Source organism: Bordetella pertussis 18323 (assembly GCF_000306945.1).
Classification (GTDB): Bacteria; Pseudomonadota; Gammaproteobacteria; order Burkholderiales; family Burkholderiaceae_B; genus Bordetella; species Bordetella pertussis.
In genome coordinates, this window is the sequence record NC_018518.1 from 81,398 (window position 1) to 97,882 (window position 16,485).

Annotated in this window: 14 protein-coding genes; 9 read left to right on the forward strand and 5 right to left on the reverse strand. The window is 66.6% G+C overall.

The genetic code is table 11. The annotated features are described in order from the left end of the window. Window positions 1–115 precede the first annotated feature (115 nt). On the reverse strand, window positions 116–1,087 hold the full coding sequence (locus tag BN118_RS00375; RefSeq protein WP_003814467.1) for a FecR family protein: 972 nt from the start codon (window positions 1,085–1,087) through the stop codon (window positions 116–118). Window positions 1,088–1,218: 131 nt separating this feature from the next. Between BN118_RS00375 and BN118_RS00380 the strand changes: the two genes are divergently transcribed. Further along, entirely contained in the window at window positions 1,219–1,743 is a 525-nt protein-coding gene (locus tag BN118_RS00380) for a sigma-70 family RNA polymerase sigma factor (protein WP_023852739.1), read from the forward strand. Here the strand turns inward: BN118_RS00380 and BN118_RS00385 are convergent. From BN118_RS00385 to nspC, 3 genes are all read right to left on the reverse strand, one after another. Continuing rightward, on the reverse strand, window positions 1,703–2,653 hold the full coding sequence (locus BN118_RS00385; protein WP_005012067.1) for an IS481-like element IS481 family transposase: 951 nt from the start codon (window positions 2,651–2,653) through the stop codon (window positions 1,703–1,705). The two genes, BN118_RS00380 and BN118_RS00385, sit on opposite strands and share 41 nt — an antisense overlap. A gap of 157 nt (window positions 2,654–2,810) precedes the next feature. Beyond that, window positions 2,811–4,076 carry a saccharopine dehydrogenase family protein gene (locus BN118_RS00390; RefSeq protein WP_003814462.1) on the reverse strand — a complete coding sequence of 422 codons (1,266 nt, stop codon included), beginning with the start codon at window positions 4,074–4,076 and terminating at the stop codon, window positions 2,811–2,813. Window positions 4,077–4,109: 33 nt separating this feature from the next. Beyond that, a complete protein-coding gene (nspC, locus tag BN118_RS00395; RefSeq protein WP_003814461.1) occupies window positions 4,110–5,207 on the reverse strand; it encodes a carboxynorspermidine decarboxylase in 1,098 nt (365 codons plus the stop codon). 654 nt (window positions 5,208–5,861) lie between these two features. Here nspC and BN118_RS00400 point away from each other — a divergent pair. Both BN118_RS00400 and BN118_RS00405 read left to right on the forward strand, forming a co-directional pair. After that, entirely contained in the window at window positions 5,862–6,812 is a 951-nt protein-coding gene (locus tag BN118_RS00400) for an IS481-like element IS481 family transposase (protein WP_014905391.1), read from the forward strand. Continuing rightward, the gene (locus tag BN118_RS00405; protein ID WP_003814459.1) at window positions 6,813–7,382 is read left to right on the forward strand and encodes a TetR/AcrR family transcriptional regulator; all 570 of its coding nucleotides are present in this window, start codon (window positions 6,813–6,815) and stop codon (window positions 7,380–7,382) included. A 67-nt stretch (window positions 7,383–7,449) separates the two neighbouring features. Here BN118_RS00405 and BN118_RS00410 read toward each other — a convergent pair whose 3' ends face one another. Continuing rightward, on the reverse strand, window positions 7,450–8,265 hold the full coding sequence (locus tag BN118_RS00410; protein WP_014905392.1) for an IclR family transcriptional regulator: 816 nt from the start codon (window positions 8,263–8,265) through the stop codon (window positions 7,450–7,452). Window positions 8,266–8,464: 199 nt separating this feature from the next. On the opposite strand from BN118_RS00410, the gene BN118_RS00415 reads away from it, so the two are divergent. The 6 genes from BN118_RS00415 (at window position 8,465) to BN118_RS00440 (ending at window position 16,469) form a co-directional block, all read left to right on the forward strand. Then, a complete protein-coding gene (locus BN118_RS00415) occupies window positions 8,465–10,051 on the forward strand; it encodes an ABC transporter substrate-binding protein (RefSeq protein WP_227914937.1) in 1,587 nt (528 codons plus the stop codon). 78 nt (window positions 10,052–10,129) lie between these two features. Then, window positions 10,130–11,071 carry an ABC transporter permease gene (locus tag BN118_RS00420; RefSeq protein WP_010929978.1) on the forward strand — a complete coding sequence of 314 codons (942 nt, stop codon included), beginning with the start codon at window positions 10,130–10,132 and terminating at the stop codon, window positions 11,069–11,071. Beyond that, window positions 11,071–11,955 (forward strand): ABC transporter permease, encoded by an 885-nt coding sequence (locus tag BN118_RS00425; RefSeq protein ID WP_010929977.1) that lies wholly within the window; start codon window positions 11,071–11,073, stop codon window positions 11,953–11,955. The genes BN118_RS00420 and BN118_RS00425 overlap by 1 nt, the downstream gene beginning before the upstream one ends. A gap of 3 nt (window positions 11,956–11,958) precedes the next feature. Beyond that, a complete protein-coding gene (locus BN118_RS00430; protein WP_010927038.1) occupies window positions 11,959–13,611 on the forward strand; it encodes a dipeptide ABC transporter ATP-binding protein in 1,653 nt (550 codons plus the stop codon). 39 nt (window positions 13,612–13,650) lie between these two features. After that, complete coding sequence (locus BN118_RS00435) at window positions 13,651–15,048, forward strand: amidase family protein (RefSeq protein WP_010929976.1); 1,398 nt, start codon at window positions 13,651–13,653, stop codon at window positions 15,046–15,048. A 41-nt stretch (window positions 15,049–15,089) separates the two neighbouring features. Next, the gene (locus BN118_RS00440; RefSeq protein ID WP_010929975.1) at window positions 15,090–16,469 is read left to right on the forward strand and encodes an aminotransferase family protein; all 1,380 of its coding nucleotides are present in this window, start codon (window positions 15,090–15,092) and stop codon (window positions 16,467–16,469) included. Window positions 16,470–16,485: the final 16 nt, after the last annotated feature.

Below are 16,485 nucleotides of genomic sequence, written 5' to 3' on the forward strand. Positions count from 1 at the left end.
AATCTCTAAGACGGAACGGCCAGACCTCCTGGGAATGCAAAATTGAAACAAAATGAAACGTCACGCGAGTCTCGGCCGGCCGCTGCGCGGCGCTATCGCAAACGTGCGCCGCGGCTTATCGAGGCGGGTTGGGAACCAGCGCCAGGCTGCCGTCGGCCTTGCGTACCGTACGCACGGGCAGGATGTCAGGCAGCGCGCGGGCCAGTTCGCCCACATTGCGCACATCGTAGGTGCCGCCCAGGCGCAGGCCCGCGATGGCGGGATCCACCGCCGTGTAGCGCGCCTCGGCGGGCAGGTAGCGGTTGATCTGCATGATGGCGTCGCGCAGCGTGGTGTTGTCGAGCACCAGCTTGCCGTGGCGCCAGGCCGCGGACTGCGCGCCGTCGACGGCGCGCGTGACAGGCTCGCCGCGCCCGGCGTAGCGTGCCTGCGTCAGCGGTTGCAGGCTTACCGTCTTGCCGGTGGCGCTGGCGCGCAGGTCCACGCGGCCCTCGACCAGCGTGACGACGACGTTGTCGCCCGATTTCCAGACATTGAATGCCGTGCCGGTAACGGTGATCGTCCCGGCCCCGGCTTCGACCACGAAGGGATGGCTGGCGTCGTGGAACACGCGGAAATAGGCCTCCCCGTCGCTCAGGCGCACACGGCGCGCGTCCCGGTAGTTGCGATACACCATGGCCGTGTCGATGTTCATGTCGACTTCGGTGCCGTCGCCCAGCGTGACCGTGGCCACCCGCGCATCGCTGGCGTAGCGGTGGTAGGAACTGGGCAGTACGGCGAACCACCAGCCGGCTGCCCAGCAGGCCAGGCCCAGCGCGCAGGCGCCCAGCGCCCGGCGGGCGGCGGGATAGGGACGGCGCCGCGGCGCGCAGGCCTTGGCCGGCGCCTCATGGGCCGGCAGGTCCTGCGCCAGCGTCCAGATATCGCGCACCGCTTCGTACTCGCGGGCGTGGCGCGGATCTGCTTCGAGCCAGGCTTGCAGCGCCGCGCGGTCCTGCTCGGAACAGCACGCATCGTGGATGCGCACGCACCATTGCACGGCCTGCTCGGTCAGGAGGTCGTCCTGCTTGCTGGGTGGGACAGCCATGGCTGTTAATATAAATGAGATTTGTTACACATTTGGCGCCGTGCACGGCCTGGGGGAGAGCACGGTTTCAGGCGGCATTATGCAGGATTCCGCATTTGCGCCTTGGTCGGTCGACGCGGGGGAAGGCCTGGATGGAGCAGTACTACACGGAGTTGTTGCGGTTCCTTGCGCGAAAACTCGGCAATTCGCATGACGCCGCCGATGTCGCCCAGGAGGCCTATGCGCGCGTGCTCGATCGCAATGGCAGCTGCGCCATCGTCCAGCCGCGCGCATTTCTGTTCCGGGCCGCCCTGAATCTTTGCACGGACCTGTATCGCAACCGTCGCGGCAGCCAGGTCATGCCGCTGGACGCCGCCGCAGAAGCCGTCCGGTGCGAAGCGCCGCTGCAGGACGAGCGGCTCTACCGCCGGCAGCAACTGGCGCGGCTGGAACGGGCCCTGCAGGAGTTGCCGCCGGCCTGCCGTCAGGCCTTCCTGATGCGGCAGGTCGAAGGCATGTCGCACGATGAAATCGCCAACAGCCTCGGCATTTCCGTTGATATGGTGCACAAGCACCTCACGCGCGCGCTACGGCACTGCCGCTCCCGCTGCGCGCGTGGGAACACGGCGCCGATGCCTAGCTGTGAACTGTCAATAGGTTGTATTCGTCCAGGTTGAGTCTGGAGATGGGTACAGCGCGCCCGATGCCTTGGTGGGGTCGATGCCAGTTGTAGTGGTGTAGCCAGGATTTCATGGCATCGGCTCGGTGTTGGGAGTTCTGGTAGGTGTGAGCGTAAGCCCACTCACGCAAGGCCGACTGGATGAAGCGTTCGGCCTTGCCATTGGTCTGTGGGCGGTAAGGTCGGGTAAAGCGGTGCTTGATGCCCAGCTCATGGCACAGCGCGGCGAAGGCGCGGCTGCGAAAGGCCGAGCCATTGTCGGTGAGCAAGCGCTGGATGGTCACGCCCAGGCGCTGGTAGTAGGCCACTGCGTCCTTGAGGAACTGGACGGCGCTGGGGAAGCGCTCGTCGGGGTGGATGTCGGTGAAGGCCACGCGGGCGTGGTCATCGATGGCCACGAAGACGAAGTCCCAGCCGGCCCCCTCAACGGTATCGCGTCGGTTGCCCGTGACCCGGTGGCCAGGGCGCTGGATACGTCCCAGCTTCTTGATGTCGATGTGCAGCAGATCGCCGGGGGCCTGATGCTCGTAGCGCACCACCGGCTCGGCCGGCTCCAGGTCGGCCAGGTGCGACAGACCGGCGCGGGCCAGGACGCGGCTGACGGTGCTGGCTGACACGCCCAGCGCCTGGGCGATGCGCGCTTGGGTCAGCCGCTTGCGGCGCAGCTCCACGATAGCCAGCGCCTTGGCCGGCGCAATCGCTCGGGGCGAGACCGTCGGGCGCGAGGACGCATCGGCCAAGCCCGCCTGGCCCTGAGCCAGGAAGCGGCCCAGCCATTTGCGCACAGTCGGCGCGGTGACCCCATAGGCGCGGGCCGCTTCAGGCACACAAACTTGATGGGCGATCAATTGCTGGACCATTTCGAGTCGACGTAGGAAGGTCAATCGGGCATGCTTATGGGTGTTCATCCGGCCGGGCTCCTTGAGTGAACTGGGGGGTTGGCGATTTCCAGTTTCTCAAATCCGGTTCGGATGAACCATGCATACAACCTATTGAATCTTCACACCTAGCTGACCAGCGCGCGGGGCCCGGCCCGGGATGGCGCAGGCCGGGGCGATGGCGGCGTCAGGCGGCTTTCAGCAGCTTCCCGCATGGGCTGAGCAGCGCGCGGTCGCCGTGCGCATCGCGGATCCGGGACGGCAGCCCCATGGTCTCCAGCAGCTGCAGCCACGGGCGCGGCGCGAGTTGCTCGATGTTGTTCATCTTGCGGTTGTCCCACGCGCCGTCGGCGATCAGCAGCGCGGCCGCGGTGGCGGGCACGCCGGCCGTATACGAGATGGCCTGGCTGCCCACTTCGCGGTAGGCCTGCTCGTGGTCGCACACGTTGTAGATCAGGACCTCATGGGGGCGGCCGTCCTTGACGCCGCGGACCAGGTCGCCGATGCAGGTCTTGCCCTTGTAGGTGCGGGCCAGGGACGCGGGGTCGGGCAGCACGGCCTTGACCACTTTCAGCGGGACGACCTGCTGGCCCTCGGCCGTGCGCACCGGTTGCTCGGACAGCAGGCCGAGGGAGTTCAGCACGGTGAAGACGTTGATGTAGTGGTCGCTGAAGCCCATCCAGAAGCGGATGTTGGGGACGTTCAGGTGCGTCGACAGCGAGTGGATCTCGTCATGGCCGGTCAGGTAGGTGGTCTGGCGGCCGACCACGGGCAGGTCCCAGGCGCGCTGCTCTTCGAACATGCGGTTCTCGCACCAGCGGCCTTCCTGCCATGACCAGACGGATCCGGTGAACTCGCGGAAGTTGATCTCGGGATCGAAGTTGGTGGCGAAGTACTTGCCGTGCGAGCCCGCGTTGGTATCGATGATGTCGATCGAGCTGACCTCGTCGAACAGTTCGTCGACCGCCAGCTTAGCGTAGGCGTTGACCACGCCGGGGTCGAAGCCCGCGCCCAGGATCGCGGTCACGCCGGCGTCGGCGCAGGCCTGCGCCTGCTTCCACTCGTAGTTCGCGTACCAGGGCGGCGCCTCGCAGGTCTTCGCGGGGTCTTCGTGGATGGCCGTGTCGATGTAGGCCGCGCCGGTTTCGATGCATGCGGCGAGCACGGCCATGTTCAGGAACGAGGTGCCGGCCTGGATGACGATGCGCGCATTGGTGGCGCGGATGAGCGCGGCGGTCGCCTTGATGTCCAGTGCGTTCAGGCCATGCGCTTTCACGACGCCGTTGGTTTGCAGGTTGCCCATGGCATGGACCGAGCGGACGATTCCCTGGGCCTTGTCCAGCGTGCGCGACGCGATGTGGATTTCGCCGAGCGTGGCGTTGTGCTGCGCGCATTTGTGCGCGACCACGTGCGCCACGCCGCCGGCGCCGATAATCAGGACGTTTCGTTTCATTTTGACCTCGCTTCAATCAACAGAGCCAGTTCCTCAGGACAGGCTGTCTACGTAATCCTGGTAGCCGAACTCCCGCACCAGCCGAATTTCTCCATCCAGTTCCCGGATCGCGATGGCGGGCATGCGCACGCCGTTGAACCAGTTCTTCTTGACCATCGTGTACCCCGCGGCGTCCTGGATGGAAATCCGCGAACCGGGTTGCAGCGGCGATTCGAAGCTGAATTCGCCGAACACGTCGCCCGCCAGGCAGGAGTTGCCATAGATGACATAGCGGTGCGGGCCCTGGTCGGGCTGCACGCGCGCGCTCATGCGGTAGATCAGCAGGTCGAGCATGTGGGCTTCGGTCGCCGCGTCGACGATGGCCAGGTTCTTTTCGTTGCGCATCACGTCCAGCACCGTCACTTCCAGTGTGGCCGTATTGGTGATGGCCGCTTCGCCCGGCTCCAGGTATACCTGGACGCCGTACTGCTCCGAGAAGCGGCGCAAGCGGTCGCAGAAAGCGTCCAGCGCGTATCCGGGCTCGGTGAAGTGGATCCCGCCGCCCAGGCTGATCCAGTTGATTTGCCCAAGCAGGTGGCCGTAGCGATGCTCGAGTTCGGTCAGCAGGGCGTCGAAGCGGGTGAAATCGCGGTTCTCGCAATTGTTGTGGACCATGAAGCCGTCGATCATCGGCATGGCTTGCGCGATCCTGTCCAGGTCCGTTTCGCCCAGGCGGCTGAAGGGCCTGGCGGGGTTGGCCAGGTCATAGCCGGACACGCTGATGCCGGGGTTCAGGCGCAGCCCCCGCGGTATGGCCGAGGCGCGCGGCGCGTAGCGCTCGAGCTGCGACAGCGAGTTGAAGATGATCTTGTCGGCGCAGGCGACCACGTCGTCGATGTCGTCCTCGGCATAGGCCACGCTGTAGGCATGGGTCTCGCCGCCGAATTTCTCGCGGCCCAGGCGGACTTCGAACAGCGACGACGATGTCGTGCCGTCCATGTACTCGCGCATCAGGTCGAATACGCTCCAGGTGGCGAAGCACTTGAGCGCGAGCAGGACCTTCGCCCCGGATCGCTCGCGGATGCGGCGTATGACCTCCAGGTTCTGGAGCAGGGCACGTTTGTCGATCAGGTAGTAAGGCGTTTTCAACATGGCGGGGCAATGCCACGCACGGGGCTCGCAAGGCCATGCGTGGAGTGTTGCAATAGGAAAGTGGCCGGGCGATCGGCCGCGAAGCCGGGAGCCCGTGAAGGCGATGGCGGGTGGAGGCGCGCCGCAGCGCGGCGCTGGCCTCAGGTACGCATTCGGTCCGAGTGGGGAAGCAGCGTGCCAGCCTTGTGGTGCAGCGCGCCATGCAACGGATGCAGCGCACGCGCGGCCGACGCGAATGCGATTCGCGTTGCGGTCACGATAGTTCTGTCTTCCGTTTGGGTCGTGTTCAGCGATGCCGGAACGATCCCCAATTGGAAGAGGGCGTCACTATTCATAGCGTCCTCTCCAACCAGTAGATGGGCCCCTGCCGAGACGGGGCCGAGACTTCATATTGCATTACGCCAACGGCGGCCAGTGAGGCCGGACTCGCGGCGGGACAACGGGCGCGGCGTCACGCGCCATATGGAGGCACGAGGTGGAGGCACGAGGCGACACGAACCCCGGGACTCCGACTTGTTATCATATGATCGTATCATAATTGAATTTGGACGCCTAGATGTGAAGATTCAATAGGTTGTATGCATGGTTCATCCGAACCGGATTTGAGAAACTGGAAATCGCCACCCCCCCAGTTCACTCAAGGAGCCCGGCCGGATGAACACCCATAAGCATGCCCGATTGACCTTCCTACGTCGACTCGAAATGGTCCAGCAATTGATCGCCCATCAAGTTTGTGTGCCTGAAGCGGCCCGCGCCTATGGGGTCACCGCGCCGACTGTGCGCAAATGGCTGGGCCGCTTCCTGGCTCAGGGCCAGACGGGCTTGGCCGATGCGTCCTCGCGCCCGACGGTCTCGCCCCGAGCGATTGCGCCGGCCAAGGCGCTGGCTATCGTGGAGCTGCGCCGCAAGCGGCTGACCCAAGCGCGCATCGCCCAGGCGCTGGGCGTGTCAGCCAGCACCGTCAGCCGCGTCCTGGCCCGCGCCGGTCTGTCGCACCTGGCCGACCTGGAGCCGGCCGAGCCGGTGGTGCGCTACGAGCATCAGGCCCCCGGCGATCTGCTGCACATCGACATCAAGAAGCTGGGACGTATCCAGCGCCCTGGCCACCGGGTCACGGGCAACCGACGCGATACCGTTGAGGGGGCCGGCTGGGACTTCGTCTTCGTGGCCATCGATGACCACGCCCGCGTGGCCTTCACCGACATCCACCCCGACGAGCGCTTCCCCAGCGCCGTCCAGTTCCTCAAGGACGCAGTGGCCTACTACCAGCGCCTGGGCGTGACCATCCAGCGCTTGCTCACCGACAATGGCTCGGCCTTTCGCAGCCGCGCCTTCGCCGCGCTGTGCCATGAGCTGGGCATCAAGCACCGCTTTACCCGACCTTACCGCCCACAGACCAATGGCAAGGCCGAACGCTTCATCCAGTCGGCCTTGCGTGAGTGGGCTTACGCTCACACCTACCAGAACTCCCAACACCGAGCCGATGCCATGAAATCCTGGCTACACCACTACAACTGGCATCGACCCCACCAAGGCATCGGGCGCGCTGTACCCATCTCCAGACTCAACCTGGACGAATACAACCTATTGACAGTTCACACCTAGATGGTCAGACCCCGCACGATAGATCGAGAGCGTTTGCTGGATATCGCCGAATCCATCATTTCGGAGGCGGGCGCCGTGACGATCTCCTTTGGCGGGCTGGCCGAGGCGGCCGGCCTGTCCAAGGCGAGCGTCCAGTCCGTGTTCGGCACGCGCGAGGCCATGATGGAGGCCTTGCTGGAAAGGTGGCTGCGCAAGGAACAGCGCGCCTACCAGAAGAAGATCGGCCCGCAATCGTCGCTGCGCGAGCGTGTGCGCAGGCATGTCAAGATCACCGGCAAGGAATCGTCCGAGGCCAACTCAAGGCTGGCGGCGGTCCTGACGGCGCTGGTCGGCTCGGATGCGACCGAGGGCGTGATGGCGAAGTGGTACGCGTCGCGCGTCGGCAAGTTCTCGGCGGAAACTCAGGAAGAGCGGCTGTTGCGCATTGCTTTTCTTGCTGCCGAAGGTGCGTTTTTCATGCGGCATGTGGCTGGATTTCCGATGTCCGATCGGCTCTGGCGCGAGCTGTTCCACGATCTGCTGGACTTCGTGGCCGAACCCGTGGGCGGCGCGGCGCGCTCGGCCGCGTAAGGCGCGGCCATGGGCATGCCCGCGCGAGCCCATGGCCCGGATACGGGCTGCCGGCGCGGGCGCCGTCTCAGCTCAGGCGATTGATGGCCGTGGCGGCTTCCACCGCCAGCGGCGCGAATCGCGCGGTGAAGGCTTCGGGCGTCCACTCGCTCAGCGAGCCCGCGATATGTATCGCGCCGACCGGACGGCCGTCGGCGCCCAGCACCGCCACGCCTATGCCTATCTCTCCCACCAGCACCTCCTCGATGGTGACGGCGTAGCCGGACACGCGCGCCTGTTCGACTTTCTTGCGGATCTCCCTGAGCGCGGTGATGGTCTTGTCCGTGAACGGGGTGCGGTCGGAGCGGGCGATGATGTCGTCGACCTCGGCGCCGGGCAGGTGGGACAGGATGGCTCGCCCGCCGGCGGTGCAGAACGTGGGCACGCTGTGCCCCACCAGGGTGGCGAAGAAGGTCTCCCGCTTGCTCTGCAGGCGCGAGGCGTAGACCAATCGCAGGTCGTCGAACACGCTGAGGTCGACACGCTCCAGCGCATTGCGCCGCAGGTCGAGCAGGACGGGGGAGGCGCGCGAAATCAGGGTATTGAGCCGCAGGTAGTCCAGCGCATGGTCGAGGATGCGTATGCCGGGGACGTAGCCGCGTCCTCCGTCGCTGCGCTCGACATAGCCGAGCACGCGCAGGGTGTTGAGAATGCGCTGGGTGCTGCTGCGGCCCACTCCCGACGCCTCGGCGATTTCGTCCAGGCTCATGGGCCGCACCGCGCGATGGAAGGCGGACAGCACCTGCAGGGTTCTCGCCGCGGCCTGCACGAACAACGGGTCTTCGAGCTCTTCTTCGGTGGGAGACCTGACGCCCAGTTCGCTGTTGACAATACTGCGCCGCATGAATTCCTCCTATTGACGGGCTGACGATATCTCATTTAGGATTGTCACAAACAATATATAAGTATCTCACAGCGATACTTAAGTTCCGAAGTTTGTTTTCGATGTTAGTTGTTCCCGGTCACCGAAGTCATCTCTGATGTAGTCGACACAACAAGGGGAAGAAACGATGTTCATCGCACGCAATGCGGCTGATCCCGCTGTGAAGATACGCGCCGGCGCACGCCTGGCGGCCGTGGCGGCCGCGCTCTGCGGACTGGCCGCGACGGTCCCCGCGGCGGCGCAGGCGCCCAAGACGGTGACGGCCGTCATGCACTCGGGGCTGCGCGTCCTGGACCCCATCATCACGACGGCCCACATCACGCGCAATCATGGGTACATGATCTATGACGTGCTGGTCTCGATGGACAAGGACTTCAATGTCCGGCCGCAGATGGCGGATTTCAGTGTGTCGCCCGACGGGCTGACCTACACCTTCACGCTGCGCGAGAACCTGTGGTTCCACGACGGGGCGCCGGTCACGGCGGCCGATGTGGTGGCCTCGCTCAAGCGCTGGGGCGAGCGCGACACCGGCGGCCAGCACATTTTCGACCAGACCGAAAGCCTGGCCGCCACTGACGCCCGGACGATCACCTGGAAACTGAGCAAGCCGTTCGGCCCGATGCTGGAAACCCTGGGCAAGCAGTCGACGGTGCCGCCGTTCATCATGCCCGAGCGGGTGGCCAGGACGCCGTCGAGCGAAGCCATTACCGACTACACCGGCTCCGGCCCGTTCCGCTTCGTCCTGGACGAGTTCTCGCCCGGCGTGAAGGTGGCGTATGCGAAGTTCGACAAATACGTGCCGCGCAACGAACCGGCCAACTGGATGGCGGGCGGCAAGGTGGTCAAGGTCGACCGGGTCAACTGGGTGACCATGCCGGACGCGCAGACGGCGGTCAGCGCGCTGTCGTCGGGCGAGATCGACTATCTGGAGCAGACGCCGACCGATCTGCTGCCCATCCTCGAGTCGAACGCCGACGTGGTGCTGGAAGTGCGCGACCAACTGGGCTACCAGGCCCTGGGGCGCATGAATTTCAAGCAGCCGCCGTTCAACGACAAGCGGATACGCCAGGCCGCGCTCAAGGCCATGAGCCAGGAGCCCATCCTGGCGGCCATGGTCGGCAATCCCAAGTATTACCAGGTATGCGGCGCGGTGCTGGGCTGCGGCACGCCGCTGGCCTCCGAAGCCGGCGCCGGGGCCCTGACCGGCAAGGGCGACGTGGAGGGCGCGCGCGCCCTGCTCAAGGAGGCGGGCTATGACGGATCGCCCGTCGTGATCCTGCAGCCGACCGATGTGCCCATTCTCGCCGCGCCGCCGCTGGTGGCGGCCCAGCAATTGCGCGCCGCCGGCTTCAAGGTGGACCTGCAGCCGATGGACTGGCAGACGCTGGTGACCCGCCGCACCAACAAGGGCGCGCCGTCGCAGGGCGGCTGGAGCATGTTCTTCAGTTACTGGATGGTGCCCGAGGTCACGACGCCGTTGATCAACGCCACGCTCAACGCGCGCGGCGACGAGGGCTTCTTCGGCTGGGCGCAGGATCCCGAGCTGGAGGCGATGCGCGGCGAGTACATCACGGCCGGATCGCCGCAGGCGCAGCTGGACGTGGCCAAGCGGATCCAGGCGCGCGTCATGGACGAGGTCACCTACCTGCCGCTGGGCCAGTTCCAGACGGTCCAGGGGCGCCGCGCCAACCTGGTCGACATCATTGCGTCGCCGGTTCCCGTGTTCTGGCAGATGGACAAGAAGTAGCCATCGCACCATGGCGGACCGGCGGCCTGGAGAGGCCGCGGTCCGCCCCATCCTGACTCAATCCACAAGGGGCGGCCGATGTTCGGTTACATCCTGCGGCGCGTGCTCGCCACGATTCCGGTCGTGGTGATCGTGGCGGTGTTCGTATTCCTGCTGCTGCGCCTGACGCCGGGCGACGCGGCGGCCATCATCGCCGGCGATTCGGCCACGCCCGCCCAGATCGAGAACATCCGCAAGTCGCTGGGCCTGACCGAGCCGCTGACGGTGCAGTTCCGCACCTGGATGACGCAGCTTGCGTCCGGCGACCTGGGAACGTCGATCATTTCCAGGCAGCCGGTCACCAAACTGATCGGCCAGCGGGTCGGGCCGACGCTGCAGATCGCCACCCTGACCATCATCCTGTCGGTGCTGATCGCGGTGCCGCTGGGGGTGCTGGCCGCATGGCGGCATCGCAGCTGGCTCGACTACGCGGTGATGGCGTTCTCGGTCATCGGCTTTTCGATCCCGGCTTTCGTGGTGGGCTACATCCTGATGAAGATCTTCGCCGTGGACCTGCGCTGGCTGCCGGTGCAGGGCTTTACCTCGGTGTTCCAGGATCCGCAGCAGTTCCTGTGCACGGCGGTCCTGCCCTGCATGACGCTGGCCACGGTATTCGTGGCGCTGATCGCGCGCATGACCAGGGCCAGCATGCTCGACGTGCTGGGCGAGGACTACATCCGTACGGCGCGGGCCAAGGGCGTCAAGGAGCGCATCGTGCTGTTTCGCCACGCGCTGGGCAACGCGGCGGTGCCCATCGTCACCATCATCGGCACGGGGTTCGCGCTGCTGATCGTCGGCGTGGTGGTGACCGAGAGCGTCTACAACATTCCCGGCATCGGCCGCCTGACCGTGGACGCGGTGCTGGCGCGCGACTATCCGGTCATCCAGGCGATGATCCTGCTGACCAGCGCGCTGTACGTGTTCATCAATCTGTTGATCGATCTGTCCTATACCATTTTCGATCCGAGGATCCGCTACTGATGACCACGCTACCGCAGCCGGCCAGCGCCCTGCAGGCCGTATTCCGGGTCACCCAGCTGCCCGCATGGTGCCGCTTCGGCTGGCCGCCGATTGCCGCCGCGCTGGTGCTGGCGGTCCTGGTCCTGGCCACGGCGGCCGCCTATCTGTACATCCCGCACGATCCGATCGCGATCAACCCGCTGATGCGCCTGAAGCCGGCCAGCGCGGATCATTGGCTGGGCACGGATGCGCTGGGGCGCGACGTGTTCTCGCGCGTGATGGCGGGCGGCCAGGTCTCGCTGCTGGTGGGTGTGGCGGCGGCCGTCATCTCCATCGCCGCGGGGCTGTGCATCGGCCTGGTCTCAGGGTTCTTCCGCGTGCTCGACGGCGTGGTCATGCGCATCACGGACGCCGTGATGTCGGTGCCGTCCATCCTGCTGGCGATCGCCCTGGTCGCGCTCAACGGGCCGAGCATCTGGTCGGTCATCATCGCCATTACGGTGCCGGAGGTGCCGCGCGTGGTGCGCCTGGTGCGCTCGGTGGTGCTGTCGGCGCGCGAAGAGCCCTATGTCGAGGCGGCCCTGGCGCTGGGCACGTCGATGCCCGGCATTCTCTGGCGGCACATCATGCCCAATACCCTGGCGCCGCTCATGGTGCAGGCCACCTACGTCTGCGCCTCGGCCATCCTGACCGAGGCGGTGCTGTCGTTCCTGGGGGCGGGCGTCTCCACCGAGATACCGACCTGGGGCAACATCATGGCGGAAGCGCGCATGTACTTCCAGATCCGCCCGGGGCTGATGCTGTGGCCGGGCCTGCTGCTGTCGCTGTGCATCCTGTCCATCAACCTGCTGGGCGACACCGCGCGCGACATGCTCGATCCGCGCCTGAAGCGGCGGGGGGAGTAAACGATGATATTTCGCAAGCGCGATCTCCAACATCGCCCGGTGGTGCTGCGCATCGCGGGCCTGTCCCTGGTGGACGGGCAGCCGGGCGCCGGCAGCGCCATCTTGCGGGATATCGACGTCGATATCCGGCAGGGCGAGACGGTCTGCCTGGTGGGCGAAAGCGGCTCGGGCAAGTCCATGACCTCGCTGGCGGTCATGGGCCTGCTGCCCAAGGGGCATCTGCGGGTGACAGGCGGACGCATCGAACTCGATGGCCAGAACCTGCTCGACCTCGGGCCGGCCGCCTTGCGGGACTTGCGCGCCAAGCGCATTTCCATGATTTTCCAGGAGCCCATGACGGCCCTGAACCCGGTCATGAAGGTGGGGCCGCAGATCGAAGAGGTGCTGGACAGCCACACGGCGCTGCCCAGGCGCGAGAAAAAGCAGCGCGTGCTCGACATCATGGAGCAGGTCCACCTGCCCGACGTGGCGCGTATCTACGAGTCCTATCCGCACCAGCTCTCCGGTGGGCAGCGCCAGCGCATCATGATCGCCATGGCGCTGGTGCTGGAGCCGCGGCTGCTGATCGCCGACGAGCCGACCACCGCGCTGGACGTCACCACGCAGAACCAGGTGCTCAAGCTGATCAGCGAGCTGCAGCACAAGCACGATACGGCGGTGCTGTTCATCACCCATGACATGGGGGTGGTGGCCGAGATCGCCGACCGGGTCTATGTCATGCGCCTGGGCGAAATCGTCGAGAGCGCGCCGGTCGAGCAATTGTTGCGCGAACCGCGGCAGGACTACACCCGCAAGTTGCTCAAGTCGGTGCCCAGCCTGATTCCGCGGCCCGGCCGGGCCGCGCCGCAGGCGTGCGCCACGCTGCAGGTGCAGGGGCTTGCGAAACGCTATGCGATGGGCGGGTTCCCGGGCCGCCGGCGGGAAGTCCAGGCCGCGCACGATGTCGCGTTCAGCATCCAGCCCGGCCGTACGCTGGGCATCGTGGGCGAGAGCGGCTCGGGCAAGTCCACGGTGGCGCGCTGCGTGATGCGGCTGATCGAGCCGAGCGAAGGCGCCATCCGTGTCGGCGATGCCGATATCGCGCGGCTGGGCCCCAGGCAGCTCAAGCCGTTTCGCAAGCATCTGCAGATCGTCTTCCAGGATCCGTACCGTTCGCTCAACCCCCGCCGCACCATCGGCGCCAGCCTGATCGAAGGGCCGGTGAACTTCGGGCAGGACAGGCAGGCCGCGCTGGCGCAGGCGGCCGAATTGCTGGAGCTGGTGGGCCTGCCGGCCGACGCCCTGGCGCGCTATCCCCATCAGTTCTCGGGCGGGCAGCGGCAGCGCATCGCCATCGCGCGCGCCATCGCCATGCGGCCCGACGTCCTGGTGGCCGACGAGGCGGTGTCCGCGCTCGATGTCTCGGTACAGGCGCAGGTGCTCGAATTGCTCGACACGCTGCAGCGCAAGCTGGACATCGCGATTCTGTTCATCACGCACGATCTGCGGGTGGCCGCGCAGATCTGCGACGAGGTCATGGTGATGCGGCATGGCCGCGTGGTGGAGCACGACACGGCCGAGAATGTCCTGGCGCGGCCCGCGCACGCCTACACGCGCGCGTTGATCGAGGCCGCGCCGGGACGCGATTGGGACTTTGCCAACTTTCGCGAACGGTAGCCATCTGTCCGGCTTGCGAAGCATCGAGGGGGAAGGGGCGTGACATCAGAATTGTGGCGGCTGTCGGCCTGCGAGATTGTCGCGGGCGTGAAGTCGGGGGCGTTCTCGGCAAGCGAGGCGGTGCGCGCCGCGCTGGACCGCATGGAGGCCGTCAATGGGCGCATCAATGCCGTGGTCGACAGCGACCCCCAGGCGGCGCTGGCGGCGGCGGCCCGCGTCGACGCGCGCATCGCCGCCGGCGAGGACCCCGGCCCGCTGGCCGGCGTGCCGGTGACGGTCAAGGTCACGCACGACCAGGCGGGTTTCGCGACCACCATGGGCATCCGCAAGCTGAAGGACCACCGCGCCGCGGCCAACAGCCCCATCGTGGACAACTTCGAGCGGGCCGGGGCGATTCCCATCGGGCGCACCAACATGCCGGCGTTCGGCCTGCGCTGGTTCACCAATGGCCGCCTGCACGGCGACACCTACAACCCGTTCGACCGCAGCCTGACGCCAGGCGGCTCTTCCGGGGGCGCCAGCGCGGCGGTTGCCTCGGGCATCGGCGCCATCGCGCATGGCACGGACATCGCCGGCTCGATCCGGTATCCGGCCTACGCGTGCGGCGTGCACGGCCTGCGTCCGACCCTGGGGCGCATTCCCAACTACAACGCTTCGTTCCCCGAACGCGGCCTGGGCGGGCAGCTCATGTCGGTCTCCGGTCCGCTGGCCCGCACCGTGGCCGACATCGAATTGTCGTTCGCCGCGCTGGCCCACGCGGACCCGCGCGACCCGTGGTGGGTGCCCGCGCCGCTGGCCGGCCCGGCCCGGCCGCGCCGGGTGGCGCTGTGCCTGCGGCCCGACGGCCTGGAGATCGACGCCGCGGTGGCCGATGCGCTGCTGGATGCGGCGGCGCGCTTGCGCGACGCCGGCTGGGAAGTGGCCGAGCTGGACGACATTCCGCCCATGCGCGATGCCGCCGTGGCCCAGGTGACCCTGTGGCTGGGCGACGAATATCCGGCCTTGCTGGCCGAGGCGCAGGCCGAGGGCGACCCGGGCGCCCTGGCCATGCTGCGGGGCCAGCCGCAGTCGGCCGGCGTCACCCTGCAAAGCTACTGTTCGGCGCTCAAGGCGCGGGCGTCCTATCTGCGCCAGTGGATGCTGTTCTTCGAGGACTATCCCTTGATGATGCTGCCGGTGTCGGCCCGCCTGACCTTCGCCAACGACCTGGATACCCGGTCCGCGGCCGATTACGACAGCGTCTGGGAGGCGCAGATGCCGCAGCTTGGCCTGGCCTTCATGGGCCTGCCGTGCATGAGCGTGGCGACCGGCATGTGCGGCTCGGCGCCCGTGGGTATCCAGCTGGCGGCCGGCCGTTACCGCGAGGACTTGCTGTTCCTGGCGGCCGAGGACATCGCCGCGCGCGGCATGCCGCCCGTCCCGGTGGACCCCGTGTAACCCGTTTATTTCCCAGCCCCTACTTTCAGCGGAAGGTTTCCATGAACGACTTGGCAACGATCAATGATCTTCACAGCGTCGTCGAAGACGACCGCAATGCCATCTGGCATCACATGCTGCAGCACGACGCCCTGCAGGCCACGGCCCCCTGGGTGGTGGTCGAAGGAAAGGGCACGCGTATCCGCGATGCCAGCGGCAAGGAGTACCTGGACGCCACGGCCGGCGGATTCTGGACCGTCAATGTCGGCTACGGGCGGGAGCGGATCGCCAACGCCATGCGCGACCAGATGCTCAAGCTGAACTATTTCGCGCAAAGCGCGGGCAATGTGCCCGGCGCGCTGTTCGCCAGGCAGCTGGTCTCGAAGATGCCGGGCATGAGCCGGGTGTATTTTTCGAACTCGGGCTCCGAGGCCAACGAGAAGGTATTCAAGATGGTGCGCCAGATCTCCGCGCGCCACCATGCCGGCAGGAAATACAAGATCCTGTTTCGCGAGCGGGACTATCACGGATCGTCGATTGCCACGCTGGCGGCGGCGGGCCAGCCCGAGCGGGCGGCGCAGTACGGTCCGTTTCCCGACGGTTTCGTCCAGGTGCCGCACTGCCTGGAGTACCGCAAGCAATGGGATGTGGCGAACTACGGCGAGCGCGCCGCCGACGCCATCGAGGAGGTCATCCTGCGCGAAGGCCCGGAAACGGTCGGGCTGCTCTGCCTCGAACCCATCACCGCCGGCGGCGGCATCATCGTGCCCCCCGAGGGCTACTGGCGCCGCGTGCAGGAGATCTGCCGGCGCTACGATGTGCTGCTGCATATCGACGAGGTCGTGTGCGGCCTGGGGCGCACCGGCAAATGGTTCGGCTACCAGCATTTCGACATCGAGCCGGATTTCGTCACGCTGGCCAAGGGCACGGCCTCGGGCTATGCGGCCATTGCCTGCACGGTGACGCACGAGCGCATCTTCGAGCAGTTCAAGGACGAACCGGACGATCCCCTCAGTTTCTTCCGCGACGTCTCCACCTTCGGCGGCTGCGCGGGCAGCGCGGCGGCGGCGCTGGAGAATCTGCGCATCCTCGAGGAGGAGGGGCTGGTCGAGCATGCCGCGCAGGTGGGCGACTACTTGCAGGCGTGCCTGCGCCAACTGGCCGACAAGCATGCCGTCATCGGCGACGTGCGCGGCAAGGGTTTGCTGCAGGGCGTGGAACTGGTGAGCGACCGGGCGGCGAAAACGCCGGTTTCCGAGGCCGACGCCAAGCGCGTGGTGGCGCAGTGCAAGGCGCAGGGCGTGCTGATCGGCGTGATCACGCGCGCGCTGCCCGGTCTCAATACGACCTTGTGCCTGGCCCCGCCGCTGATCCTGACGCGCGACGAGGTGGACGAACTGTGCGGCGCGATCGACCGGGCGCTGGCCACGGTCTTCGGTTGACGGCGCCTGCGGCCGG

Bases quoted from the DNA above. Each gene is read 5' to 3' on its own strand.
- BN118_RS00375 (WP_003814467.1), bottom strand. From the start codon at position 1,087: ATGGCTGTCCCACCCAGCAAGCAGGACGACCTCCTGACCGAGCAGGCC.
- BN118_RS00380 (WP_023852739.1), top strand. From the start codon at position 1,219: ATGGAGCAGTACTACACGGAGTTGTTGCGGTTCCTTGCGCGAAAACTC.
- BN118_RS00385 (WP_005012067.1), bottom strand. From the start codon at position 2,653: ATGAACACCCATAAGCATGCCCGATTGACCTTCCTACGTCGACTCGAA.
- BN118_RS00390 (WP_003814462.1), bottom strand. From the start codon at position 4,076: ATGAAACGAAACGTCCTGATTATCGGCGCCGGCGGCGTGGCGCACGTG.
- nspC (WP_003814461.1), bottom strand. From the start codon at position 5,207: ATGTTGAAAACGCCTTACTACCTGATCGACAAACGTGCCCTGCTCCAG.
- BN118_RS00400 (WP_014905391.1), top strand. From the start codon at position 5,862: ATGAACACCCATAAGCATGCCCGATTGACCTTCCTACGTCGACTCGAA.
- BN118_RS00405 (WP_003814459.1), top strand. From the start codon at position 6,813: ATGGTCAGACCCCGCACGATAGATCGAGAGCGTTTGCTGGATATCGCC.
- BN118_RS00410 (WP_014905392.1), bottom strand. From the start codon at position 8,265: ATGCGGCGCAGTATTGTCAACAGCGAACTGGGCGTCAGGTCTCCCACC.
- BN118_RS00420 (WP_010929978.1), top strand. From the start codon at position 10,130: ATGTTCGGTTACATCCTGCGGCGCGTGCTCGCCACGATTCCGGTCGTG.
- BN118_RS00425 (WP_010929977.1), top strand. From the start codon at position 11,071: ATGACCACGCTACCGCAGCCGGCCAGCGCCCTGCAGGCCGTATTCCGG.
- BN118_RS00430 (WP_010927038.1), top strand. From the start codon at position 11,959: ATGATATTTCGCAAGCGCGATCTCCAACATCGCCCGGTGGTGCTGCGC.
- BN118_RS00440 (WP_010929975.1), top strand. From the start codon at position 15,090: ATGAACGACTTGGCAACGATCAATGATCTTCACAGCGTCGTCGAAGAC.